The organism is Sphingomonas sp. PP-CC-3A-396, from assembly GCF_004343105.1.
Lineage (GTDB): Bacteria > Pseudomonadota > Alphaproteobacteria > Sphingomonadales > Sphingomonadaceae > Sphingomonas.
Genome location: NZ_SLYF01000007.1, coordinates 68,994 through 91,446, shown reverse-complemented (window position 1 = coordinate 91,446; position 22,453 = coordinate 68,994). Strand labels below are relative to the sequence as shown.

19 protein-coding genes and 1 tRNA gene are annotated in these 22,453 nt (G+C 66.9%); 12 read left to right on the top strand and 8 right to left on the bottom strand.

The features are described 5' to 3' along the window. Positions 1–389 precede the first annotated feature (389 nt). Together C8J40_RS14525 and C8J40_RS14520 are read left to right on the top strand one after the other, a co-directional pair. Positions 390–1,673: a glycosyltransferase gene (locus C8J40_RS14525; RefSeq protein ID WP_132897629.1), complete on the top strand. Its 1,284-nt coding sequence runs from the start codon at positions 390–392 to the stop codon at positions 1,671–1,673. A gap of 92 nt (positions 1,674–1,765) precedes the next feature. Continuing rightward, a complete protein-coding gene (locus C8J40_RS14520; protein ID WP_132739304.1) occupies positions 1,766–2,554 on the top strand; it encodes a hypothetical protein in 789 nt (262 codons plus the stop codon). 168 nt (positions 2,555–2,722) lie between these two features. On the opposite strand, the gene C8J40_RS14515 is transcribed toward C8J40_RS14520, so the two are convergent. Both C8J40_RS14515 and C8J40_RS14510 read right to left on the bottom strand, forming a co-directional pair. Further along, positions 2,723–3,517 (bottom strand): metallophosphoesterase, encoded by a 795-nt coding sequence (locus C8J40_RS14515; protein ID WP_243693403.1) that lies wholly within the window; start codon positions 3,515–3,517, stop codon positions 2,723–2,725. Further along, on the bottom strand, positions 3,510–4,604 hold the full coding sequence (locus C8J40_RS14510) for a catalase family protein (RefSeq protein WP_207901242.1): 1,095 nt from the start codon (positions 4,602–4,604) through the stop codon (positions 3,510–3,512). The genes C8J40_RS14515 and C8J40_RS14510 overlap by 8 nt, the downstream gene beginning before the upstream one ends. A 126-nt stretch (positions 4,605–4,730) precedes the next feature. Here C8J40_RS14510 and C8J40_RS14505 point away from each other — a divergent pair, with 126 nt between their 5' ends. The 5 genes from C8J40_RS14505 (at position 4,731) to C8J40_RS14485 (ending at position 9,653) form a co-directional block, all read left to right on the top strand. Next, on the top strand, positions 4,731–5,405 hold the full coding sequence (locus tag C8J40_RS14505) for a fumarylacetoacetate hydrolase family protein (protein WP_207901241.1): 675 nt from the start codon (positions 4,731–4,733) through the stop codon (positions 5,403–5,405). Between the two features lie 42 nt (positions 5,406–5,447). Beyond that, complete coding sequence (locus C8J40_RS14500; protein ID WP_132897628.1) at positions 5,448–7,082, top strand: OFA family MFS transporter; 1,635 nt, start codon at positions 5,448–5,450, stop codon at positions 7,080–7,082. 59 nt (positions 7,083–7,141) lie between these two features. Further along, the gene (locus C8J40_RS14495) at positions 7,142–8,035 is read left to right on the top strand and encodes an SDR family oxidoreductase (RefSeq protein WP_132897627.1); all 894 of its coding nucleotides are present in this window, start codon (positions 7,142–7,144) and stop codon (positions 8,033–8,035) included. Positions 8,036–8,298: 263 nt separating this feature from the next. Continuing rightward, positions 8,299–9,432 (top strand): PepSY-associated TM helix domain-containing protein, encoded by a 1,134-nt coding sequence (locus tag C8J40_RS14490; RefSeq protein WP_132897626.1) that lies wholly within the window; start codon positions 8,299–8,301, stop codon positions 9,430–9,432. Beyond that, positions 9,429–9,653, top strand: a complete 225-nt coding sequence (locus C8J40_RS14485) for a hypothetical protein (protein WP_132897625.1) — start codon at positions 9,429–9,431, stop codon at positions 9,651–9,653. Before C8J40_RS14490 ends, C8J40_RS14485 begins: the two co-directional genes overlap by 4 nt. Before the next feature lie 83 nt (positions 9,654–9,736). Here C8J40_RS14485 and C8J40_RS20380 read toward each other — a convergent pair whose 3' ends face one another. Then, positions 9,737–10,396 (bottom strand): hypothetical protein, encoded by a 660-nt coding sequence (locus tag C8J40_RS20380; protein ID WP_207901240.1) that lies wholly within the window; start codon positions 10,394–10,396, stop codon positions 9,737–9,739. 111 nt (positions 10,397–10,507) lie between these two features. Here C8J40_RS20380 and C8J40_RS14475 point away from each other — a divergent pair, with 111 nt between their 5' ends. The 3 genes from C8J40_RS14475 to C8J40_RS14465 all read left to right on the top strand — a co-directional run bounded on the left by C8J40_RS14475 (position 10,508) and on the right by C8J40_RS14465 (position 13,706). Next, positions 10,508–11,173, top strand: a complete 666-nt coding sequence (locus C8J40_RS14475; protein ID WP_132739318.1) for a response regulator transcription factor — start codon at positions 10,508–10,510, stop codon at positions 11,171–11,173. A gap of 181 nt (positions 11,174–11,354) precedes the next feature. Next, a complete protein-coding gene (locus C8J40_RS14470; protein WP_132897624.1) occupies positions 11,355–12,791 on the top strand; it encodes a HAMP domain-containing sensor histidine kinase in 1,437 nt (478 codons plus the stop codon). A 57-nt stretch (positions 12,792–12,848) separates the two neighbouring features. Then, positions 12,849–13,706: an NAD(P)-dependent oxidoreductase gene (locus C8J40_RS14465; protein WP_132897623.1), complete on the top strand. Its 858-nt coding sequence runs from the start codon at positions 12,849–12,851 to the stop codon at positions 13,704–13,706. Positions 13,707–13,709: 3 nt separating this feature from the next. Here C8J40_RS14465 and C8J40_RS14460 read toward each other — a convergent pair whose 3' ends face one another. From C8J40_RS14460 to C8J40_RS14450, 3 genes are read right to left on the bottom strand one after another with little or no spacing between them, the layout of a single operon-like run. Beyond that, on the bottom strand, positions 13,710–14,204 hold the full coding sequence (locus C8J40_RS14460) for a DUF427 domain-containing protein (protein WP_132897622.1): 495 nt from the start codon (positions 14,202–14,204) through the stop codon (positions 13,710–13,712). After that, positions 14,201–14,566 (bottom strand): DUF393 domain-containing protein, encoded by a 366-nt coding sequence (locus tag C8J40_RS14455; protein WP_132897621.1) that lies wholly within the window; start codon positions 14,564–14,566, stop codon positions 14,201–14,203. Before C8J40_RS14455 ends, C8J40_RS14460 begins: the two co-directional genes overlap by 4 nt. Then, positions 14,563–15,138: a TspO/MBR family protein gene (locus tag C8J40_RS14450; protein WP_132897620.1), complete on the bottom strand. Its 576-nt coding sequence runs from the start codon at positions 15,136–15,138 to the stop codon at positions 14,563–14,565. Before C8J40_RS14450 ends, C8J40_RS14455 begins: the two co-directional genes overlap by 4 nt. A gap of 137 nt (positions 15,139–15,275) precedes the next feature. Between C8J40_RS14450 and C8J40_RS14445 the strand changes: the two genes are divergently transcribed. Continuing rightward, positions 15,276–15,349, top strand: a tRNA-Gly gene (locus C8J40_RS14445). A gap of 188 nt (positions 15,350–15,537) precedes the next feature. Here C8J40_RS14445 and C8J40_RS14440 read toward each other — a convergent pair. Both C8J40_RS14440 and C8J40_RS14435 read right to left on the bottom strand, forming a co-directional pair. Next, positions 15,538–16,560 carry a phytase gene (locus tag C8J40_RS14440; RefSeq protein ID WP_132897619.1) on the bottom strand — a complete coding sequence of 341 codons (1,023 nt, stop codon included), beginning with the start codon at positions 16,558–16,560 and terminating at the stop codon, positions 15,538–15,540. After that, positions 16,560–19,649 (bottom strand): TonB-dependent receptor, encoded by a 3,090-nt coding sequence (locus C8J40_RS14435; RefSeq protein WP_165911465.1) that lies wholly within the window; start codon positions 19,647–19,649, stop codon positions 16,560–16,562. The genes C8J40_RS14440 and C8J40_RS14435 overlap by 1 nt, the downstream gene beginning before the upstream one ends. Before the next feature lie 250 nt (positions 19,650–19,899). Here C8J40_RS14435 and C8J40_RS14430 point away from each other — a divergent pair, with 250 nt between their 5' ends. Beyond that, positions 19,900–22,425, top strand: a complete 2,526-nt coding sequence (locus C8J40_RS14430; protein WP_132897617.1) for a TonB-dependent receptor — start codon at positions 19,900–19,902, stop codon at positions 22,423–22,425. Positions 22,426–22,453: the final 28 nt, after the last annotated feature.

Below are 22,453 nucleotides of genomic sequence, written 5' to 3'. Positions count from 1 at the left end.
GAGGGTACAGCTGTAAGGTAAGCTGTTTCCCCGCGAAGGCGGGGATCCAGACTGGGCTCCCGCCTTCGCGGGAGAACAAGAAGGTGCCGCCGTCGAACTGCGGGTCGGCTCTTACTCGAGAGGGATACCGACGCGGTCCGGCGTTCCCCGTTCTGCAAGACACGTCTTTCGATTTGCGCGACCGTGAATCCCGGAACTTGTCCGGCTGACGCGGAAAATGCGGATCTGGCGGTCCGAGCTGACAGTAGATCGGCCCCCTTAGCGCGCGTGGCTTCATGCTGTGCACCACGGCATCGACGATTTCTCCGCAACAAAGGAGTCGCATTCCCGCTGTACGGCTGCGGCGGGTGCTGTCGAAATTAGCGGCCGGGAAGGACAACACAGAGCCGATGCGAAAGATCGTTCTCGCCACGATCGGCTCGCTCGGCGACCTGCATCCCTTCATCGCGATCGGCCTTGCGCTGAAGGCCAGAGGGTTCGCGGTCGTGCTGGCGGTACCTGCCGATCACGTCGCCAAGGTCGAAGCCGCGGGGCTGACCGGCATCGCCATCGTCGGCGGGTTCGACGCGTTGACGGAGACTTTGGGCATGCCGCCCGACCAGGTCGCAAAGCGCATCATGTCGGATCAGACCTATCTGATGAACCGAATCCTGATGCCGTGGCTCGCCGACAGCACGACGGCGCTCGACGAGGCGATGGAGGGTGCGGTCGCCTTGGTCGCCTCGCTGTTCGTCTTCGCCGCGCCAATCGTCGCCGAGACGCGCGGCGTGCCGCTGGTCAACGTTCTGCTCCAGCCGATGGCGACCTTCTCCGCCTATGCGCCACCCCGCACGCCCGACTTCGCAATGATGGCCCACGCACCGACCGGGCCGATCGGCCGCGCCTGGAACCGGTCGGTGTACCGGGTCATGCGCGGCGTGCTGCGACATCGGTATGGATGGCACGTCGATACGGTTCGCAAGACACGCGGCCTGCCGCCGTCACGCCAGGCGTTGCTGCTCGAGACGCCCGCGAGCGCCGACCTTACCTTGTGCTGCTATTCGCCGGCCATCGCGCCGCGCCAGCCTGACCTCCCCGACAATGCGCGCGTCACTGGCTTTGCGATCTTCGACAGCGATACCGGTGCGCCCGAAACGCTTGAGCCAACGCTCGAGGCGTTCCTCGCCGCCGGTCCACCGCCGCTGGTCTTCACGCTCGGATCCTTCGCGACGTTTGCCCCCGGCGACTTCTACGCCACCGCCGCAGCAACCGCGCGCGCGCTCGGGCTGCGGGCCGTGTTGCTGACCGGCAACGACGACCGGACCGCCGCCAGTGAACATATCCATGTCTGCCGCTATGCGCCGCACTCGCTGCTGTTCCCCCAGGCCAGCGCGATCGTCCACCACGGCGGCGCGGGCTCGACCGGCCAGGCGCTGCGGGCCGGCAAGCCGCAACTCGTCGTCCCGCACATGGGCGATCAATACGACAACGCGCACCGCATCCAATCGATCGGCGTCGGCAAGACGCTGTCGTCGAAGCACTTCACGATCACGCGTGCTGGTGCCGCGATCACCGCCATCCTGACCGACCGGATGCGCGAGACGGCCGCGCAGGTCGGTGCGCAGGTTGCGCGGGAGAACGGCGCGGAGGCGGCCGCGGACGCGATCGCCGCGCTTGTCGATGAGCGCGGCTGAATTGGTCGACAGTTTTCAGTGACCATGGTGACAAAAAGATCATCGACGCCAGGCGTTGCCGTCGCGCCTTGGCGCAGCTAGGCGATCAGCCGATGCGGTCGGCGTACCATCCTTCGTCGATCGAGACGCGCGGCTCGGCGCGCCGGCGCAGCGGCGCGTTCGTGCTCACCGTCATCGCGCATATCCTGATCCTATTGCTGTTGTTGCGCTTGACGCCTTCGGCCGTCGTGAAGCCCGAGGAGCGCCGCGATCCGGTCACATTCCAGATCGCGCCCGATCAGACTGCGCCCACACCGCAAAAGCGTACACCGTCGCCGACCAAGCAGAAGCGGGCAAGCGGTGGGTCGCCACCGCGCGCCGCACCGCGTGCAGACTCCGCACAGGCACCGCCCGCGCCGCCAAAGTCGCCCCCGCCCCTGCCGATCAAGATGCTCGGCGGGATGGAGATGTTCGACGCCGCTGATATCTCGAAGATGCCATCGCATCCCGACGACCAGCTTGCCGGCGGAGACGGCGGCAGCGGCTCGGGAAAGGGCAAGGACAGTGGCGCAGCCTATGGTCCCGGCGAAGGCCCTGGTGGCGAGCGTCTGTACAAGGTCGAGTGGTATCGGCGCCCGACCGACGCGGAGCTCAACGGCTATCTGAAAAGCCCACCGCCGCCTAACAGCTGGGCGAAGATCGCGTGCCGGATGATCGCGAACTACCAGGTCGAGAATTGCCGTGCGCTCAGCGAGTCGCCGGTCGGGTCGGGCCTCGCGCGGGCGATGCGGCAGGCCGCGTGGCAATTCCGCGTCCGCCCGCCGCGCGTGGGGGGTAAGCAGATCCTTGGCGGCTGGGTCGAGATCGATATCGAGTTCAATTCCGGGAAAGCGCCGGACTAAGGCGGACCAGGAGGCGAGCGTCGCCTGCTGAACTTCGTTATCCTGACGAAAGTCAGGATCCAGAGCCACGCAGGCTCCCTTCTGTAACCCTGGATCCTGACTTTCGTCAGGATGACGAAGACGCGCAATTGGGCGAGCGCGAGCTAACGCCTCAGACAGCCTAGCATTTCAAACTTCACTCGTGATCGAGTGCTTCTTCTCGTCCGACAGCGTCCGCGCCAGCGTCTCGAAACGCCCACCCTCGACGCGAATCTCGTTGAACGCCGGCGGACTCCCGCGCGTCCGCTTTGACAGCGTCCCGGCACCGATCATCCGGATGATCCGCCCTTCGCGCTCGACCGGCACGTCGAACGGGTCGTGGACGTGCCCCGACAGCACCGCATCCGCGCCAGCCTCCGCCAATGCGGTCAGCGCCTCGTCGCCATTGCGCGTCTTCGCCGTCCCGGTCGTCCCGCCCTCGATCAGCGGATGATGCGCGCCGATCAGGATCAGATTGCCCTTCGGCACATCCGCGATCATCGCCAGCGCGCGCTTGAGCGAACCGGAGCTCACGCGACCCTTCGACCAGTTCCACCGCCACTGCGCGCGCGCCGTCGTCTTGAGCGGCACGACCGTGACGCCGGGAAGCTCAAGCGGCCGCTCGATCATCTGCTCGACTGCGGCATAGCGCTGATAGGGTGCGAACAGCCGCCGGAACGGGTCCCAATAATAGGGGATGTCGTGGTTGCCGACCTCCAAGGTCACCGGCACGCCGAGCGAGCGCAACCAGTCGCCGCCACGCTGGAACTCGTCCTTGGTCGCGCGCATCGTCAAGTCGCCGGTCATGATGACCGCATCGGGTTTCTCGACCGCGACCCGCTCGGAAAACCACGCGATCGCCGCCGGGTCTTCCGCACCGAAATGTACGTCGCTGACATGGAACAGCTTCAACGAGGTGCCCCCCTTGGCCGATATGTCAGGCAAGGTCGGACAACGTCGATGGCTGATGCACCGGGCACCCGTTGAACTGCCCGCGGAATTCGGCCGACATCTCGTAGGTCTCCTTGCGCACGCGATTGATCCCGCCAAGCGGCTGGTGCGCCGTGATCCCGTTCCACACGCTATAGACCAGCGCGTCGTCGGTCCGCTCGCTGCTGCCCTGATCCCATGACACCTGCGCCGGGATTTCGAGCTTGGCGATCGTCACATAGGGACTGACCGCCTCGTCCCAGACGACCGACGCGTCCTCGATCGGCATCGCATCGAGATCGGTGTTGATCTGCACGCGCAACTCCCACGTCCCGCCATGCTCGGCGAAGGCGTCGCGGACGACCTCGCGCAGGGCGTCCGGTCGCGCGGTGATATCGACGAGGCTGCCGGTCAGTTTCGTCAGTTCGGGGGATACCGGGAACAGCGCGAATTTGACGATCGCGTCGCCGTACCGGAACGCGGTCTGCGAATAATAGGTCTCGCCCAGGGGATGCACGGGCTTGGCGCCACCGAGCGTCGTCAGCGTCGCGGACTGCGCGCCGACCGCCTCCAGCGCGGACTCGACGACGCGGAACGTGGCCGACATCGCCTTCTTCACCCCCTCGAACCGATCCGTCGTCTTGGTCAGCAGCTTGAGGTTCTTGCCGAACGCCTTGGGATCCTTGGCGGAAAAAGCGGGGGCGTTGACCATGATGAAGTCCTGAATCGTGTCGCCTTCGGACCCCGGCAGGCGATCCCCCGCGACATCGAGGATTTTCAGCGCGAGCCCCCGCGGCAGGCTGACGCTGTCGTCGAGGATATCGCCCGCATTGGTCGAGATACGGATCACCGCCTCATGCCGGCCAGGCGTCGCGAAGATGCCCTGCGCCAGGATCGGCGGCAGGCCGTCGGCGATCGTGATCGATCCGCGCGCGATGCCGTGCGCCTTGGCATGGACCGCGCGCACCGCATGGCCGTAATCCTGCGACGTCGTTTCCAGGATTTCCCGAAACGAGTCCTTCATGCCCTGCAACGTCTCCGCTTCATCGGGAGCGATCGTCTCGACCGACGGGTCGAAAGGCACGGGTTGGGTGCTGGGCATCGGTATCTCCACTGCGAATGCAGGTTTTCCTGGGGTATGCAGGCCCAACCCATCGTGCCCGAGGACGTTCCGCCTGCGTTGCAAACCGCGGCCGGGCGCGTGATGAAGGCCGCCAAAGGAGCCATCATGCATATTCCCGAAGTCACTGCCCCGACGATCGCCATTGCCGGTACGACCGACCGCTTTCCGGTTCGCCGGATCTTCTGCGTCGGCCAGAACTATGCCGATCACGCACGCGAGATGGGGTCGGACCCCGACCGGCAGGAGCCGTTCTTCTTCACGAAACCCGCCGATGCGGTGGTGGCGAACGGCAGCGCCCTGCCCTTCCCGCCGCAGACCGAAGACCTGCATCACGAGGTCGAACTGGTCGTCGCGCTTTCCACAGGCGGCAAGGACGTCGCCGTAGAGGATGCCGCGGCGATGATCTTCGGCGCGGGCGTCGGGATCGACCTGACGCGCCGCGATCTCCAGGCGGCGGCGAAGAAGATCGGGCGGCCGTGGGACATGGCGAAGGGCTTCGATCGCTCCGCCCCCGTTGCGGCGCTGACGCCGGGCGTCCCCGCCGCCTCGGGCAGCATCGCGCTGACAGTCGATGGCGAGACGCGGCAGTCGGGCGACCTGTCGATGATGATCTGGAACATCCCCGAAATCATCGCGACGTTGTCGACCTTCGTCGAACTCGCGCCCGGCGATCTGATCTTCACCGGCACCCCCGCCGGCGTCGGCCCGATCCAGCGCGGACAGGCGGTGCGCGCGACGATCGACGGGTTCGAACCGCTTGAGGTGACATTCAGCGCCTGATCGGCCATCGTCCCCGAATATAAGCAGATAATCGGGGGGCACATGGCTGAAACAGGCGAATTTGGCGGACGAGATTCGGGCGCGGACGGCTTTCTGAGCCGGGCGCGCACGGTTGCAGGCCCCGGCTTCAACCGCTGGCTGGTGCCCCCCTGCGCGCTCGCGATCCACCTGTGCATCGGCATGGCCTACGGGTTCAGCGTGTTCTGGCTGCCGCTGTCGCGTGCGATCGGGATCACCGATCCGGTCGTCTGCAAGGACCTCTCGCTGCTTGGCGCGCTGACCACGACGACCTGCGACTGGCGGGTGAGCGACCTCGTCTGGACGTACACGCTGTTCTTCGTCGTGCTCGGCGCGTCGGCTGCGATCTGGGGCGGGTGGCTCGAGCGCGCCGGCCCGCGCAAGGCCGGCGTCGTCGCCGCGTTCTGCTGGTGTGGCGGCATGGGCATCGCCGCGATCGGCGTGTCAATGCACCAGCTCTGGCTGATCTGGATCGGGTCGGGCGTGATCGGCGGGATCGGGCTTGGGCTCGGCTACATTTCGCCCGTCTCGACGCTAATCAAATGGTTTCCCGACCGTCGCGGCATGGCCACGGGCATGGCGATCATGGGCTTTGGTGGCGGCGCGATGATCGGCGGACCGCTCGCCGATCTGTTGATGAAGCATTTCGCGAGCCCGACAGGCGTCGGCGTCTGGCAGACGTTCCTGGTCCTCGCGAGCGTGTATTTCGTGTTCATGATGGCCGGCGCGATCGGCTACCGCGTGCCCGCCGAGGGCTGGGCGCCCGCCGGCTGGACCGCGCCGACATCGGCCAAGGCGTCGATCAGCAGCTTGAACGTCGCGCTGTCGGACGCGCACCGCACGCCGCAATTCTGGCTCGTGTGGCTGGTGCTGTTCTTCAACGTCTCCGCGTCGATCGGGATCATCGGCATCGCCTCGCCGATGTTGCAGGAGCTGTTCGGCGGACGGCTGATCGACGCACCTAGCGTATTGTTCACCGCGTTCGACGACGACCAGAAAAAGGCGGCGGCGGCGGTCGGCGCAGGCTTTGTCGGCGCAATCAGCCTGTTCAACATCGGCGGGCGCTTCTTCTGGGCGTGGCTGTCCGATCGGATCGGGCGGAAACCGCTGTTCGCGACGATCCTCGTCGCGGGCGCGGTGCTTTACGGATTCGCCGCACCGGCGCTCGCCGGCACGACGCTCGGCCTGTTCATCCTCGTCTTCTGCATCCTCGCCTCCATGTACGGCGGCGGGTTCGCGACTGCGCCTGCGTATCTCGCCGATCTGTTCGGGACGAAATATGTCGGTGCGATCCACGGGCGGCTGCTGACCGCGTGGTCGACCGCGGGTGTGGTCGGGCCGTTGCTCGTCGCCAACATGCGGGACCGCGCGATCGCGGCGGGTGTGCCCCGCAGCGATATCTATCCGCCGATCTTCTGGGTGCTGGCGGCGATGCTCGTCGCCGGGTTCGTCGCGAACCTGTTCGTCCGGCCGGTCGCCGCCAAGTTCCACATGCCCGCCGACGACAGGCCCGTTACGGTCGAGACGGTGGCCGGCGCGACGGTCGCCACGTCTACCGGCACCTCGCCGGTGGTCGTGTTCGCGTGGCTCGCGGTCGGGCTGCCGATCCTCTGGGGGATCTACATGACGCTGTCGAAGGCGTTGATCCTGCTCAAGTAAAGCGCAACCCGATCGGTCGGCCATCGGTTGCCCCTGTTCCCCCCAGACAGGAGCTTCCCATGGCCGACCGGCTCACGATGCAGGATCCGCGCACGCAATATCCGCAGCCCCCCTTCCCGCAACAGCCGCAGGAAGCCCCGGGTATCGCGTCGAAGATGGACCCGAAGCCCGATCACGGCGAGACGAGCTACAAGGGCTCGGGCAAGATGACCGGCCGCAAGGCGCTGATCACCGGCGGCGACAGCGGCATCGGTCGCGCCGCCGCGATCGCCTATGCGCGCGAGGGCGCCGATGTCGCGATCGTCTATCTCCCCGCCGAGGAGGCTGATGCACAGGAAGTCGTCGCGCTGATCGAGGCCGAGGGGCGCAAAGCGCTCGCGCTGCCTGGCGACGTGAAGGACGAGGCGTTCTGTCGCGCCGCGGTCCAGCAGACGGTCGATGCGTTCGGTGGGCTCGACGTGTTGGTCGTCAACGCCGGCCGACAGCAGACGCGGCCGACAGTGGCCGATATCTCGACCGATGATTTCGACCAGACGATGAAGACCAACGTCTATGCGCTGCACTGGTTCGTCCAGGCGGCCGTCCCGCATCTTCCGGTCGGCGCAGCAGTGGTCACGACCGCGTCGGTCCAGGGTTACGATCCGTCGGACAATCTGCTCGACTATGCGACCACCAAGGCGGCGATCGTCGCCTACACCAAGGGTCTCGCCAAGCAGCTCATCGAAAAAGGCATCCGCGCCAACGTCGTCGCGCCGGGCCCGTTCTGGACGGTGTTGCAGCCAAGCGGTGGCCAGCCGCAGGAGATGGTCGAGACGTTCGGGTCGAAGAGCCATTTCGGCCGTCCGGGCCAGCCGGTCGAGATCGCCCCGGTGTATGTGCTGCTCGCGTCGCAGGAGGGGAGCTATATCACGGGTGAGGTCTACGGCGTCACGGGCGGCGCAGGCGTAGCCTGACACACAATCCTCCCCCGCCAGGGGGAGGTGTCATCAAAGGTGACGGGGGAGAGTCACCAAAGGTGACGGAGGGGGAGGAACGCGCGACAGCAGTTGCCCTTTCCTCCCCCTCCGTCTGGCAAGGGCCAGCCACCTCCCCCTTGCGGGGGAGGATCAGTTCGTAAGGCCCCTAACGTCGCTATTGCACATCGTTATCAATTCTGTACTTGTATCCCGGTGACCGCCCGGAAGATCATATCCCTCGTCAGAACCGCTGCCCGCACATGACCCGCGGCACGATCAAGACCTGGTATCTCGTCCATAAATGGACGAGCCTGATCTGCACCGCGTTCCTGCTGATGCTGTGCGTGACCGGCCTGCCGCTGATCTTCGAGGAGGAGATCGATGGCTGGCTCAACCCGCCCGCGCCGATGGCGACGCTACCCGCGAATACGCCATCGCTCTCGCTCGACACCATTCTGGCCCGCGCGGCGAAGGCGGCCCCCGGCGAGCTCCCGCTCTACATCAGCTTCGACGAAGAGCGCCCGATCGTCTACGTCACCACCGGCCCCACCGCAGATGCAGCCCCGGCAGCGATGCATTTCCTCGCCTTCGACGCGCGCACCGGGGCGAAAATGCCGCCCTACGTCCCCGGCGTGATGGCGTTCATCCTGAAACTCCACACCGACATGTTCCTCGGCTTCTGGGCGGAGATCTTCCTGGGCGTGATGGGCCTGCTCTTCTTCGCCGCGATCGTGTCCGGCGTCGTGCTCTACGCACCGTTCATGGCGAAGCTCGACTTCGGCACGCTGCGCCGCGGACGCAGCAAGCGGCTCGGCTGGCTCGACCGCCACAACCTGCTCGGCATCGTCACGCTGGTGTGGGCAAGCGTCGTCGGCGTGACGGGGACGATCAACACCTTCGTCGTGCCGATCACTGCCATCTGGAAGTCGAACGGCCTCGCCGAGATCATCGCCAGCGAGACGCGCACCCCGCTCGGGGTCCAGCGTGCATCGGTCCAGGCGGCGCTCGACGCGGTGCAGCGCAAGGCGCCCGAGATGAAGCCGCAGTTCATCGCCTTCCCCGGCGTCGTCTTCAGCAGCCCGCATCACTACGCCGTGTTCCTCAAGGGCGCGACGCCGCTGACATCGAAGCTGCTGCTACCCGGCTTCGTCGATGCCGCGACCGGACGGCTCGACGCGGTCGTGCCGATGCCCTGGTACATGCAGGCGATGCTGCTCGCACAGCCGCTGCATTTCGGGAATTACGGCGGCCTCGCGATGAAGATCGTCTGGGCGATCTTCGACATTTTGACGATCATCGTGCTCGGCAGCGGGCTGTATCTTTGGCTGCGTCGTCGCGGCGGTCCGAGCGACCAGCGCGTCCGCGAAGTCGTGATGGCGGGAGAAATCGCATGACCCACAAGACCAACCGCCAGATCTTCGCACTGCCGATCCTGCTGGGCGTATCGACCTGTGCCGGGCTCGGCGCAGGCCTGATCGGCGACGGCGTCTGGGATGTCGGCGCTGGCCTGCTGCTCGCGCTGCCGCTGGTCGTGACCGGCCGCTACTGGGTCCGCACACCGATCACGCAATCACGCCCCGCCGAAGCGACAAGGGCCGCGTCGATCGCCCGCTAAGCACGCCCCCCCCCGCCAGGGGGAGGATTGCAGAGTTCGCACCGATTGAAAAATGGAGCCGGTGTTACCCGGCTCCACAGACTTCAGGTCGCTGGCGTCGCCTGCGGGGCAGGTGCCGCTGCCGGCGCGGGGAGCGACCCGGCTGGTGCGCGGGCTGCACCCGGCGCCGTCGGCGGCGGTGCCATGCCGGCTGGCGGGGGCGGTGCGACCCCTGCCGGCGGTGGCGGGGGAGCACCCGGACCGCCGGGGCCACCGGGGCCACCGGGGCCACCAGGACCATCGCGACCCGGACCATCAGGACCAGGGCCATGCGGACCGCGCGGTGGGCCACCGACCGGGCCGAGCGCGGTCACCTTGCCACCGGGTGCCACGAGGAACGAGGCGTGGACGAAACCATCCTCGAACCGGCCCTGGATCGTCACCGGCTGCCCGGTCGCGACCAGGTTGCTACCCTCGCCGCCGCGACCGAGATCGACCAGCGCGCGGCCGGTGCGGTCGGCCATCACGAACTTGTTGCCGTATTGCTCGGCGACGGTGCCGCGGATCGTGACGATGCCGTCCGACTGGAGCGAGCGGATCGCGACTGGGGTTGCGGGCGCCATCGTCACGCTCGGACGGGTGGCGGCGACGGTGACGGCGCCGGCGGCACCGCCGACCACGAGCAAGCCGGCGGCGGCGAGTGCCAGGCGGTTGCGGCGGAGATTGAACCGCTTGCTGGGCGCGGTGTGGGAATGTTCGGTCATTGCGTCGTTCCTCTCATTGGTTGACGAATCACCTTCTAGGCGCACGCTGCCGACGCCCGCTGAACCAAGCCGTTCAGTTTCCGTTGTGATCTTGGACATAGGGACAGGCGCATGCGGGTATTACTGGTCGAGGACGATGCGGCGATCGCCGACGGGTTGGCGCGAGCGTTGCGCGCGGAGCATTTCGCGGTCGACGTCGCGAGCAACGGCGAGGACGGCGGCCATCTCGGCGCCACCGAACTGTACGACGCGGCGGTGCTCGACCTTGGCCTCCCCAAGCGCGACGGGCTTTCGGTGCTTCGCGACTGGCGCGCGGCGGGGCGCGACCTGCCGGTACTGATCCTCACCGCCCGCGATGGCTGGTCGGAGAAGGTCGAGGGCTTCAAGGCGGGCGCGGACGATTATGTCGTCAAGCCGTTCCGCGTCGAGGAGGTGGTGATGCGCCTCCGCGCGCTGGTCCGCCGCGCCGCCGGTCATGCCGCGGCGCGCGTGACGTGCGGGCCGCTGACGTTCGATGCGCAACTCGGCACCTTCGAGCGCGATGGCCTGCCGTTGAAGCTCACCGCGTTCGAATGGCGCGTGCTGTCGGCACTGATGCTCCGCCGCGAAGTGGTGATCGAACGCGCCGACTTGATCGAGCGGGTCTACGAGGGCGATGCGGATGTGGATTCGAACTCGATCGAGGTGATCATCGGTCGGCTGCGGCGGAAGATCGGGGCGCAGATGATCGAGACGGTGCGCGGGCGTGGGTATCGGCTGACCGCGGATGGGGCGTGATGGCGATAGCACCGACCACGCGTTGTAACTTAGGCCCCACCCCGGCGAAGGCCGGGGCCCAGTTGGGGGACGGTGCTAACGGAGCGTCGTCCGCCATTATAAAAGCCTTTCCACCTGGGCCCCGGCCTTCGCCGGGGTGGCGTGTAAAGCACGGATCATCTCACTTTAACGGGCGCCAGCGATGACCCGCTTCCGCCTCATTCCCCGATCGCTCTTCGGGCGGATGCTCGTTATCGCAGGGCTGTCGACCGGGCTCGCGCTGCTGTTCGCGGGGGTGACGATCAGTCATGTCCTCGAACGCTTCGTCACACGCGGACTCGACGAGCGGCTCGATGCGCAGGTCGCGGTGCTGGCGCGTGCGGTCCGTCCCGACGCGACGCTCGACCGGACGCGCGCGGTCGACCTGCCCGAATTCGGCGAGCCCGGATCGGACTGGTCGTGGCAGGTCGAAGGCCCCGCCGGTCGCTTCGATAGCGGCACGACCCGCCCCCTGCCCCCGATCACACCGCCCGCCCCCAAGCCGGCGCCACCGATCGACGCAGTACCGCCAGCCCCGCAGCCCGATCCCGAGCGTCCCCATCCTCCCGGCCCCGGCGGTCCCGAAGATCACGCCCTCCATGCCGGCGACACGCGCGATCGCAGCGGCAATCGCCTCCACTCGCGCACGATGGATGTCGCCACGCCGCGCGGCTCCGTGACGATCACCGCGATCGGGCCGCGGCGGATCGTCGAGGACCCGTTGCGCGAGGCGATGATCCCGCTGCTCGGCTCGCTCGCGCTGCTCGGAGTCGGGCTGGCGCTGGCGACGTTTGTGCAACTCCGCTTCGGCCTGCGTCCGCTGCGCGACCTCCGCACGGCGCTCGCCGCCGTCCGCGCCGGTACTGAGCGTCACGTCCCCGACGACCAGCCCGGTGAACTGCAACCGCTCGTCACCGAACTCAACGCGCTGATCGACCAGAACGCCGCCGGGCTCGCGCACGCACGCCAGCATGTCGCCAATCTCGCGCACGGCCTCAAGACCCCGCTGGCGGCGCTGTCGCTCAAGCTGGCGGAGACCGGCGCGGACGACGACGTCCGCGACATGGTCGAGCAGATCGACCGCCGCGTCCGCCATCATCTCGGTCGCGCGCGCGCCGATGCGACCGGCGGCGCACGCGTTCGAACCCAGATCGCCCCCGCGGTCGACGACCTGCTCGCGGTGTTGCGGCGGATCCATGCGGATCGGCCGATCGTGGTCGAACGCGCCATCCCCGCCGATCTTGCGGTCGCGATCGACCCGCAGGATCTCGACGAGATGATCGGCAATTTGCTCGACAACGCGTGGCGCCATGCGCGGTCGGCGCTGACGATCGAGGCGAGCGCCGCCGATGGCATGGTGACGCTGGGTATCGCCGACGATGGTGACGGCCTCGACGACAGCGCGATCGCGGAAGCGATGCTGCCCGGCCGCCGCCTCGACGAACGCAGCGACGGCCACGGCTTCGGCCTGTCGATCACGCGCGAACTCGCCGAACTCAACGGCGGCAGTCTCGCCTTGGGCCGATCACCGGCCGGCGGACTGGTCGCGCGTCTCAGCCTGCCGCAGCGCGCCTCACGCAGCGATCCGCTGCGCGCCTAACGCAGCGATCCGCTGCGGTGTGCGTTGGCCCGCTACGGACAGTCGGAAGGATAGAGCATGAAAGTCGGATTCATCGGTCTCGGCCAGATGGGCAGCGCAATGGCCGCCAATCTCGTCAAGGCGGGGCATGCGGTGACGGTGTGGAACCGCTCGCCCGACAAGGCGGCGGACCTGGTTGCAGCCGGCGCGACGCTCGCCGAGACTCCCGCAGCCGCCGCGCAGGGCGACGTGGTGATGACGATGCTCGCGGACGACACCGCGCTCGAAGCCGTGGTGTACGGCGACGATGGTATCCTGAACGCGCCCGCGCTCCATGTCTCGCACAGCACGATCGGCGTCGCGCTCGCCGACCGCCTCGCAGCGGACTCGGATCGCTATATTTCGGCACCCGTTTTCGGTCGCCCGCCCGCTGCCGAGGCCGGCAAGCTGTTCGTCGTCGCAGCCGGCGCGGACGATCTGATCGATCGCTGCGAACCGCTGTTCGAGGCGATCGGCCAGCGCGTCTTTCGCGTCGGCACCACGCCGTCGGCCGCCAATCTGGTCAAGCTCAGCGGCAATTTCATGATCATGGCCGCGGTCGAGGCGATGGCGGAAGCAATGACGCTGGCGGAAAAGGGCGGCGTCGACCGCGCGACCCTGCTCGAGGTGCTGACCGGCACGTTGTTCTCGGCGCCGGTCTACAAGACCTATGGCGACATGCTCGTGGCCGATGCGTTCAAGCCCGCCGGGTTCGCCGCGCCGTTGGGGCTGAAGGACATGAATCTCGTCGATGCCGCCGCGAGCACCTCGCGCACGCCGATGCCGTTGCTCGGGATCGTCCGCGACCATCTGCGCACCGCGATCGCGCTGGAGGGCGAAGATGTCGACTGGGCCGGCGCAGGCCTCGCGGTGCGCCGGGCCGCCGGACTCAAATAAGGCTTACCAATAGCGGCTGCCGGGCACGCCCTTGAACGGCCCGGCAAGATCCGCGGTGATCCAGCCGCCGTAGAAGCCGCCGGGCTGCGGCACGACCATCTCGCCATCGACGGTGCACACATCGAACGGTGCAGCATAGAAAGCGAGATGGTCGCGCAAGGCCGCAAACGCGCGGGTCGGTGCGGGATAGCTCCACGCGATGTTGCGGAGCGTCTCTCCATCGAGCACGAGATCGTAATAGACCGCATCGCCCTTCCACTCGCAGAACGACCGATGCGTGGAGCGCCGCAGCAGCGCCATCGTCGCGTCGTCGGGCGGAATATAATAGCTCGGCGGATGGCTGGTTTCGAGCGTCCGCACGCTCGCGCGCGTATCCGCGATAACCTGCCCACGATGCTCGATGCGGATGTGGCGCGCACATCGCTCGGCGATCGCAGGACGGGGGAAGTCCCAGACGCTGGTCTGTCCGGGCAGCACCGGATCGCGTGCGACGGTCATGGTTTCACCGCCTCGCGCCGTCGCAGCGCGCGCTGCAACTTGGGTCGGACGCGCAGGAAGCCGATATAGACGCGCTCGAGCAGGCCCAGCACGATCGGCTGGCGCGCGGCGAGCCCCAGCGGGCGCAGAACCGGGATCGCCCGCCACATCGCCGCAAACGCGGCCGCGCCCGAAAGCAATTGCCCGTCCTCACGTGCATGGAACCGTGCGAGCAGCTCGCGCCGGTCGATCGGACAGGAAGCGTCGCCATCGGTCGCATCGATGAACTCGATCGCGCCGCGCCGGTCGAGCCGCCGCATCAGTGCGATCTCGCGCCGGCATAGCGGGCAGTCGCCATCATGCCATACGGTCAGCCGGCTCATCGTCGGGTATCGTTGCGCTGGCTGATCCGGGTCGCGAGTACGGTCGCGAAGCCGAGCCAGGCGACGAACGGCACGCCCAGCCCCGCCGCCGGCCGATCGACCTTGGCGGCGGTGGCGACATAGGCGGCGCCGGTGACGACCATCCCGCCTGCCGCGATCGCGCTCGTCTCCAGCGCGCGCTTGCGGAAGAACAACTCGGTCCACCCGCCGACCATCGCGGTATTGAGCAGCCACAGCCCAACCGCGGCGTTGCGACGCGGATCGGCCGGCGCGCGCATCAGTCGATAGCCGCCAACCGCAAGCCCGGTTTCGAGCACCGGCCAGACCGCGCCGAACACCGCGTCGGGCGGCGTGAAGCCCGGCTTGTCGAGCCGTTTGTACCAGCGCCGCGTCTTGGGGTGCGAGGGATCGGGCGCGTTACGCCGTCCCAACACTGCGCTCGCGCCCAGCACGCCGGCCACGATCAACGCCGCAACCGGCTTGGACAAGCCCGTCCGCGACACGCCGGTCCGCGACGGATCGGTCAGCGCAACGTCCGACGGGTCGGTGTGGATCGGTGTGGAGGTCGACATGCGCTGGTCCTTTCGGGCACGACGCCCGTGGTGCTACAGCGTCGGACGCCCGCGGACGTTCCGTGTGCGCTTGATACTTGAACTTCGCGATCGTGCCGGGTACGGACACCGCACCACGCCTCGAACGACGCGTGTCGGCGGGTGTAGCTCAATGGTAGAGCTTTTGCTTCCCAAGCAAGTGACGAGGGTTCGATTCCCTTCACCCGCTCCAAATTTTCATCGATGTGATGTGATCGTAGCCCGGCTCTCGTAAGGGGCGCGCACGACGGATCGACCCTCGCCCGTTGGCCCACAACGCGCCGTACCGCGCCAGGCGCCGGTCGCGACCACGTGGTGGTCGCGGACCAGTTGCCTACGCTGTCGATCGCGGCGGCGTAACGCGCGCCAGCGTGGCGGCGGTCAGCGCAGTTTCAGCGCCCGCCGAACCGCATCCCAACCGACATATTTGAAGTTCTGCGTGGCGGGCGCGTTGTCGCCGTCCTGCGCCACCAGCAACCCACCCGGATAGGCGGGGCCGAAATCGCCGAGCATCAGGTCGATGCCGTCGGTGTCGCTGGTCCCGTCGATGCCGCCGCCCCCGATCCGGAACCGGCCCGCATAGGTGACGCCCGGCAGACGGTAGAACGTGTAGGCGTTGTCGCCCTGGCTCGACACGACCAGATAACCGCCGATCCTGCCCGAGGGTGCGAGCGCCAGACCCTCGGCATCGGCGACCAGCGTCCTGCCGTCGACCTTGGCGATCGGGGTCCCGGTGACGGGTGCGGACGGATCGGCGTCGAACCGCCAGAGCCCGACGTCTTCCTCCGCGACATAAAGCTGCCCGGTGCGATCATCGACGACGCAGCCTTCGGACTGGGTGGCGAGCTTCATCGATCGGACCGTGGTCACCTTCGGCGACGCACCCAACAGGTCGATCGCGACCTGGTCGATGCGGCCGTCCTTGAGCACGACGAAGCCGAACAGCGCGTGGTCGCGCGCGCGGGTCCAGAGGCACATGCCGTAGGCCTCGCCCGGCCCGACCGAGAAGCGGCCGAGCGGGACGAGCTTTGCTGCCGCCGTGTCGAGGGTGAACAGCGAGACGTGTGCGGTATTTACGTCGGCGCGATCGCTCGCGGCGGCGATCACACGTCCCCCGAGATCGCGCAGGTCGACATTGTTGAGGCGGGCGGCAGGCGTGAAGCTAAGTCGCTTGCCGGTCAGGCTGTATACGTGGATGCCCGCTTTCTTGTCGGTGCCGATGACGAGGCTCTTCGCCGGATCGCTCGCGTTGCGCCAGATCGCCGGATCGTCCGCGGCGTCGGCGGCGGTGTCGACCGGGTCGGTCTCCGCCGTCGCCGCGACCATCGGTGCCTCGACCGCCACCGGGGCCGAGGTCGTGGCACATCCCGCGAGGAGCACCGCCGCAAACGGAAGCGCGCGCATCAGAACGTCACCCGCACGCCGCCGGTATAGCGCCGCCCGAACGTCTCATGTTCGATCGTGTACGCCGACGACCCGACATAGCGGCGGCCGGGACCGTTCAGCAGGTTGGCGAAATCGCCGTAGATCTCGACATTGCCGTTGATCGCGTAGCGCACCGATGCGTCGAGCTCATTGTCCTTGGCCCAGTAGAAGTCGCCGCCATCGACGCCGCGGACGGTGTCGCCGACCTTCGCGACCGAGCCGATCGCGTCGAGCCATGCCGAGCGGTTCTGGTACGAGACGCGCGCGGAGAAGCCATATTTCTCGTAATAGGCGATCAAATTGTAGATCGCGTCCGACGCGCCGGGCAGTCGTACTTTGCGCGACGGGATATCAGCCGTGCCTGGCGTGTCCGCGCGACTCTTGTTGATCGTCGCATTGAGCTGGATGCCGAAGCCACCCATCCAGTCCGGCAGGCCGAGATCGGCGGTGAACGGATCGAGCTGCTGCTGGATCGCGCCCTCGATGCCCATGATATAGCCCTTGCCGCCGTTCAGGACGGTCGAGAACTGATATTGCGAGCGATCGGTATTGCCGCTGTTGAGGATCGTGCTGCCGAAGGTCTGCACCGAGTCGAACAGGACGTTGGTGACGTCCTTGTAATAGGCACCGATCGACAGGAAGCCGCGGGGCATCGTGTAATATTCGACATAGGCGTCGACGCCCTTGGCCTTTTCGGGCTTCGCGTCGGGGTTGCCGCCGGACACGGTCAGGTTGGCGTCGTTATAGGTCAGGTTCGGGCGGAGCTGATCGTAATCGGGCCGTGCGGCGCCGGTGTTGAACGACAGCCGCGCCTTCATCCGATCGTTGACGTCCCAGTTCAGGTGGAGGCTCGGATACACCAGCGTCTGGCTCGATTTCGCCTCGACCGGCGTCGCCACACTCGTTGCGGCATTGATCGAGAACGCCCGCGCGTCGTTGCGGATATGCTCGACGCGGGCACCACCGATGATGCTGCCCCAGTTGGTGGTCACCGTGGCCATCGCGTACGCCGAATAGACCTTCTCGCCGACCTTATAATAGTTCGCGTCAACCGGCAGATAGCTGGCGACGGTCTTCGCCTGGTCGACCAACCCGAGCACCTTGTCGCGGTCGAAATATTGGAAGGTGTAGCCGAGCGGGATCTCGCCCTGGAACCCGCCGGACTTGGCGATCGCGGAATAGTTGGTGGAGATTCCCGCGGCGGCGAATTGCGCTGCGCTGTTGATATCGAGCAGATCCTCGTTCGCGGTCTTGGTGCGATCGTCATAGCGGACGCCGGCGGTGAACACCGTCTGCGCGCCGAATAGCGACGCCTCGCGGCTGACGTCGAGCTTGGCGGTGTACGCCTCGGTCACGTCCTGCGCCTTCAGCGAGCGGAGACGGGTCAGCGAAGTCGGGAAATCCTCGATCGCGGTTACCTGTGCGCCGCGCGAGAACGTCCCGTCGGCGTTGCGGATCGTGCGGAACAGCTGGACCTTGGCCAGCTGCGGGTCGGTCAGGTCATAGCCCACGGTCAGCCGGTTGGTGGCGTTCGTGAAGCTGGGGCTTTCGTAGTTCAGCTGCGCCGGCTGAGTCCGGTCGTCGATCGAGCGCGTGAAATTGCCGCGCCATGCGACCTTCCACTCGCCGAGTTCGTGATCGCCGCCGACCGTGTTGGTGAACACCGACTGCTTGTATTTGCGTACCGTGAAGTTCGCGTTGAGATCGACGCCGTAGACGGTGCCGAGCAGCGGCGTGTTGCCGGTGCAGACGTCGGCATAGCCGGTGGTGCCCGATGCGGGCCGAGCGTTGACGTTGCAGCCGGCGCTGCCGGTCGGCGCCCGCGACTGCTGATCGTCGAGATCGAAGATGTAGTTGTTGCGCTGCTCGTCGTCCTGGAACGCCGAGTAGATCGTCTCGGCGAACAGCTTGTGGCCGGGCGCCGGGCGCCAGTCGAGCCGGGTCGACAGCGAATAGTTCTTCCGCGTCAGGCGATACAGCTTGTTCTCGGTCTCACGTGCCCAGTTGCGCGTCTGATAGCCGGGCCGCTTGTCCTCCTTGACCGCCTCGAAATCGGTCTCGAAATTGTCGGTGACCATGCCGCGGCGATACAGGCTGGCGGACGAGACGATGCCGAACTCGCCGATCCCGGTGTCGATCCGGTCGGAGATGACGAGCGAGCCCTCATATTCGGTTTTCTTGCCGAGTTCGACATGGCCGAGGCCGCCCTTGGCCTGCACTTTCATACCCGGATAATCGAACGCGGATCGCGTGATGATGTCGACATTACCGGCGATCGTCTCGCCGGTCATGTCGGGGGTGACGGCCTTGCGCACGATGATCTGCGAGGCGATCGCCGACGGGATCGAGTCGAAGCGGGCGTCGCGGCCTTCGGGGCTGACGACGTTGATGCCGTCGATCGACAGCGTGGTCCAGTTGATCGGCGCGCCGCGCAGCGTGATGTAGCGCGCCTGGCCCTGGTCGCGCTGGACGCCGACGCCGGGGAGACGACTGACCGCCTGTGCGACGTTCTGATCGGGCAGGCGACCGATCGAATCCGAGGCGATGACCGAGACGAGCGACGGGCTGGTGCGCTGGATCTGGAGCGCTGCGGCTTCGGATTCCGCGATCGGACGCGAGCCGGAAACGACGATCTCCGCCCCCTCGCCTGCGCCCGCATCCGTGCCAACGGCCGCGGTCATCGCCACGTCGAGCGTTACCGGGGCATCGGCGACCGTGACGGTCCGGCGCGCATCGGGGAAGCCGACATAGCGGATCACGAGTTCATGCGTGCCGGCGGGGACGCCGTTCAGCGAGAACCGCCCGGTGCGATCGACGACGGTCGACAGGTCGAGCGCGGGGATCGAGACCGATGCGCCATCGAGATAGTCGCCGCTGCCAGCCTGCGACACCGTGCCGGTAACTGATCCAGGCGCGCGCGGCGCCCCGACCGGGGTTGCCGCGATCGGGGTTGCCGCGATCGGACCAGCGTGCGCGGCGGCGATGCTCAACGGCATCAGCGCGCAGCCAGCGAGCAAGCCATGCGCGAAAACAGGGCCGCGAAAGCGGCGCGACAGGTTGGATGTCATGATGGGTCCCCGGATGTCCCGGCTTTGTCCAGCCGGCTTGGGAGGCGCGGTAGCCGCTGCGGATGGCAGCCGCGTTACGCGTGCGTGACAGGAACATGACAGCCCCGTCATCTCGCGCGACGCTGGCGACGCGCATTAAGCCAACATTAAAAACGTCGGACACGCGATTCTTATAATCGTAACGGACGTGCCACGACCGCCGCCTATCGCGCCCTTCAAGGCAAACACTGCCGAAAAAGGGAACTCCTCGATGTTGAATTCAGCAAGCCTGCGCTTGCGGCTGCTGGCCGGCGCCGCCTTGACGGTCGCGATCGCGTCGCCCGCCTTCGCCGCTGCCGCCACGCCGACTGCCACCAAGGATACGGCGACCGTCGCCGCCGCCGATCCCGTGCCCGTCGATCCTGCCGCCCCCGTGACCGCCGACCCTGCCGACCAGACCGGCCTGGGCGAGATCGTCGTGACCGCGACCAAGCGCGAGACCAACCTGCAGAAGACGCCGATCGCGATCAACGTGCTCAGCAGCCAGGCGCTGACCGATCGCCACGTCCAGAGCCTTTACGATCTCGCCGACGGCGCGGTGCCGTCGCTGCGTGTCGCGACCTTCGAGGCGCGCCAGTCCGCGCTGACGATCGGCATCCGCGGCATCGTGCCGCTCGACGCCAACCAGCCCGCCCGCGAGCAGGGCGTCGGCGTCTATATCGACGGCGTCTATCTCGGTCGCCAGCACGGCCTGAACGCAGCGCTGTTCGACGTCGACCGGATCGAAGTGCTCAAGGGCCCGCAGGGCACGCTGTTCGGTCGCAACACCGAAGGCGGCGCGCTCAGCATCGTCACCAAGGGCCCGAGCGGCAAATGGGGCGGCAGCGCGACCGGCGGGATCGCGAACTACGGCAGCTACAACGGTACGCTGCATCTCGACCTGCCGGAAACCTACGGCGTTGCGCTGAAGCTCGACGGCGTCATCCAGCATCAGGATGCGACCACCAAGAACCCGCTCGAGGGCCAGACCGGCTTCAACTATTATCATCGCCGCGGCTTCAAGGCGACCGCGCGGGTCCACCCGATCTCGGGCATGACCGCCGATTTCAGCTACGATAACGGCTATGACTCGAACAGCCCGTTCTACAGCCAGCTGCTCAACGTGAACCCGAACGGGTGCAAGGCGGGGGCGCAATCGGCATCGTCCGCCTGTGCCCTCCCCGGCACCAACTACACCACGCTTACCGGCACCGTGAAGCCGCTTCCGAGCCAGGTCGTGGTCAACGGCACCAGCCGCGCGAAGGTCGCCGATATCGGCGTGCCACAGCAGCCTAGTGTCGACAAGACGCACGGCTTCACCTCGAACATCCGTTGGGATGTCGCACCCGAGATCGAACTCCGCTCGATCACCGCATGGCGCGGCGTGAACGCGACCCAGTATGACAATAGCGGCGGCTATCACCGCGTCCCCGTCGTCGCCGCAGGCTGCACCGGTACCGCGTGCAACTTCAGCCGCTACAGCCTCGCCGACCTCCACCAGAATCAGTTTAGCCAGGAATTCCAGGCGGTCGGCACGGTCGGCCAGTTCGACTACGTTGCCGGGCTGTATTACTTCAACGAGCATATCAGCGACGACGCGGCGACGCCGAACTCGCTGGCGTTCAATTCGTCGCTGACGACGATCTCGGTGCTCGATCCCTGCACCGGGTCGGGCGGGTTCGGCTCGCTCGTGGGCTGTCGCTCGATCGATCGTGCTTCGGAAGTGCATTCGAAGAGCTATGCCGGCTATGGCCAGGTCACCTGGAACGCGACCGACCGCGTTCACCTGACCGCCGGTGGCCGCTACACGCGCGACGAGAAGCAGGGCGTGCTGCATTTCTCGCGGAACCTAAACTACGACACGGCGACCCAGGCCCAGTTGACGGCGGCCGGCTATGCGCCGCTCGACGCCACTTGGAACCGCTTCAATCCGATGGCGACGCTCGCCTATGACGCCAGTGACACGGTCCACGTCTATGCAAAATACGCGACCGGCTACCGTGCCGGCGGTGCCAGCTCGCGGACGTCCAACTACCAGACGTTCAACCCCGAGGACGTGAAGTCGTACGAGATCGGCGCGAAGACCGATTTCTGGAACCACCGTGCGCGCCTGAACCTTGCCGGCTACATCATGGATCGCAAGAACAGCCAGGTCGACATCAGCTCGATCCAGACGACCGCGTCGGGCAGCTTTAACAACCTCGTGACGATCAATGCGCCGGGGATTACCAAGATCCGCGGGATCGAGGCCGATCTGACCGTGCAGCCGGTCGACGGGCTGACGCTGACCGCAGGCTATGCGTACACCTACACGAAGATCCCGCCGGTGCTGATCGCGTCGACCGGGGTGTACCAGAACTTCTACATCGTGTTCACGCCGCGCAACGCCGCCAACGGGTCGATCGACTACACGATGCCGATCAGCGACATGGACCTGAAGTTCCACCTCGACGGCAACTACTCGCAGGCCACGCAGACCTTCGACCAGTTCGCGACCAAGAACGATCCGGCGTTCATCGCCAACGCGCGTCTGGCACTGGCGAACATCCATGTCGGCGGCAGCAATGCGGTGACGATCTCGGCCTGGGTCCGCAACCTGTTCGACAAGCAGTATGTGTTCCGCCGCGATCCGTCGAACAGCCTGCCGGGCGCCCCGACGACCAACCTCACATCGGGCAGCGTCAACAACGTGCTGGGCGACTACGGCAACTTCAACGCGCCGCGCACCTACGGCATGGAAGCCTCGGTCAAGTTCTGACCTCACGATCCTCCCCCGCAAGGGGGAG

Coding starts and splice junctions, on each gene's coding strand:
- C8J40_RS14450 (WP_132897620.1), bottom strand. CDS start 15,138: ATGTCGACCTCCACACCGATCCACACCGACCCGTCGGACGTTGCGCTG.
- C8J40_RS14430 (WP_132897617.1), top strand. CDS start 19,900: ATGTTGAATTCAGCAAGCCTGCGCTTGCGGCTGCTGGCCGGCGCCGCC.
- C8J40_RS14435 (WP_165911465.1), bottom strand. CDS start 19,649: ATGACATCCAACCTGTCGCGCCGCTTTCGCGGCCCTGTTTTCGCGCAT.
- C8J40_RS14470 (WP_132897624.1), top strand. CDS start 11,355: ATGACCCGCTTCCGCCTCATTCCCCGATCGCTCTTCGGGCGGATGCTC.
- C8J40_RS14440 (WP_132897619.1), bottom strand. CDS start 16,560: ATGCGCGCGCTTCCGTTTGCGGCGGTGCTCCTCGCGGGATGTGCCACG.
- C8J40_RS14455 (WP_132897621.1), bottom strand. CDS start 14,566: ATGAGCCGGCTGACCGTATGGCATGATGGCGACTGCCCGCTATGCCGG.
- C8J40_RS14525 (WP_132897629.1), top strand. CDS start 390: ATGCGAAAGATCGTTCTCGCCACGATCGGCTCGCTCGGCGACCTGCAT.
- C8J40_RS14490 (WP_132897626.1), top strand. CDS start 8,299: ATGACCCGCGGCACGATCAAGACCTGGTATCTCGTCCATAAATGGACG.
- C8J40_RS14520 (WP_132739304.1), top strand. CDS start 1,766: ATGCGGTCGGCGTACCATCCTTCGTCGATCGAGACGCGCGGCTCGGCG.
- C8J40_RS14510 (WP_207901242.1), bottom strand. CDS start 4,604: ATGCCCAGCACCCAACCCGTGCCTTTCGACCCGTCGGTCGAGACGATC.
- C8J40_RS14475 (WP_132739318.1), top strand. CDS start 10,508: ATGCGGGTATTACTGGTCGAGGACGATGCGGCGATCGCCGACGGGTTG.
- C8J40_RS14500 (WP_132897628.1), top strand. CDS start 5,448: ATGGCTGAAACAGGCGAATTTGGCGGACGAGATTCGGGCGCGGACGGC.
- C8J40_RS14485 (WP_132897625.1), top strand. CDS start 9,429: ATGACCCACAAGACCAACCGCCAGATCTTCGCACTGCCGATCCTGCTG.
- C8J40_RS14460 (WP_132897622.1), bottom strand. CDS start 14,204: ATGACCGTCGCACGCGATCCGGTGCTGCCCGGACAGACCAGCGTCTGG.
- C8J40_RS14465 (WP_132897623.1), top strand. CDS start 12,849: ATGAAAGTCGGATTCATCGGTCTCGGCCAGATGGGCAGCGCAATGGCC.
- C8J40_RS14495 (WP_132897627.1), top strand. CDS start 7,142: ATGGCCGACCGGCTCACGATGCAGGATCCGCGCACGCAATATCCGCAG.
- C8J40_RS20380 (WP_207901240.1), bottom strand. CDS start 10,396: ATGACCGAACATTCCCACACCGCGCCCAGCAAGCGGTTCAATCTCCGC.
- C8J40_RS14505 (WP_207901241.1), top strand. CDS start 4,731: ATGCATATTCCCGAAGTCACTGCCCCGACGATCGCCATTGCCGGTACG.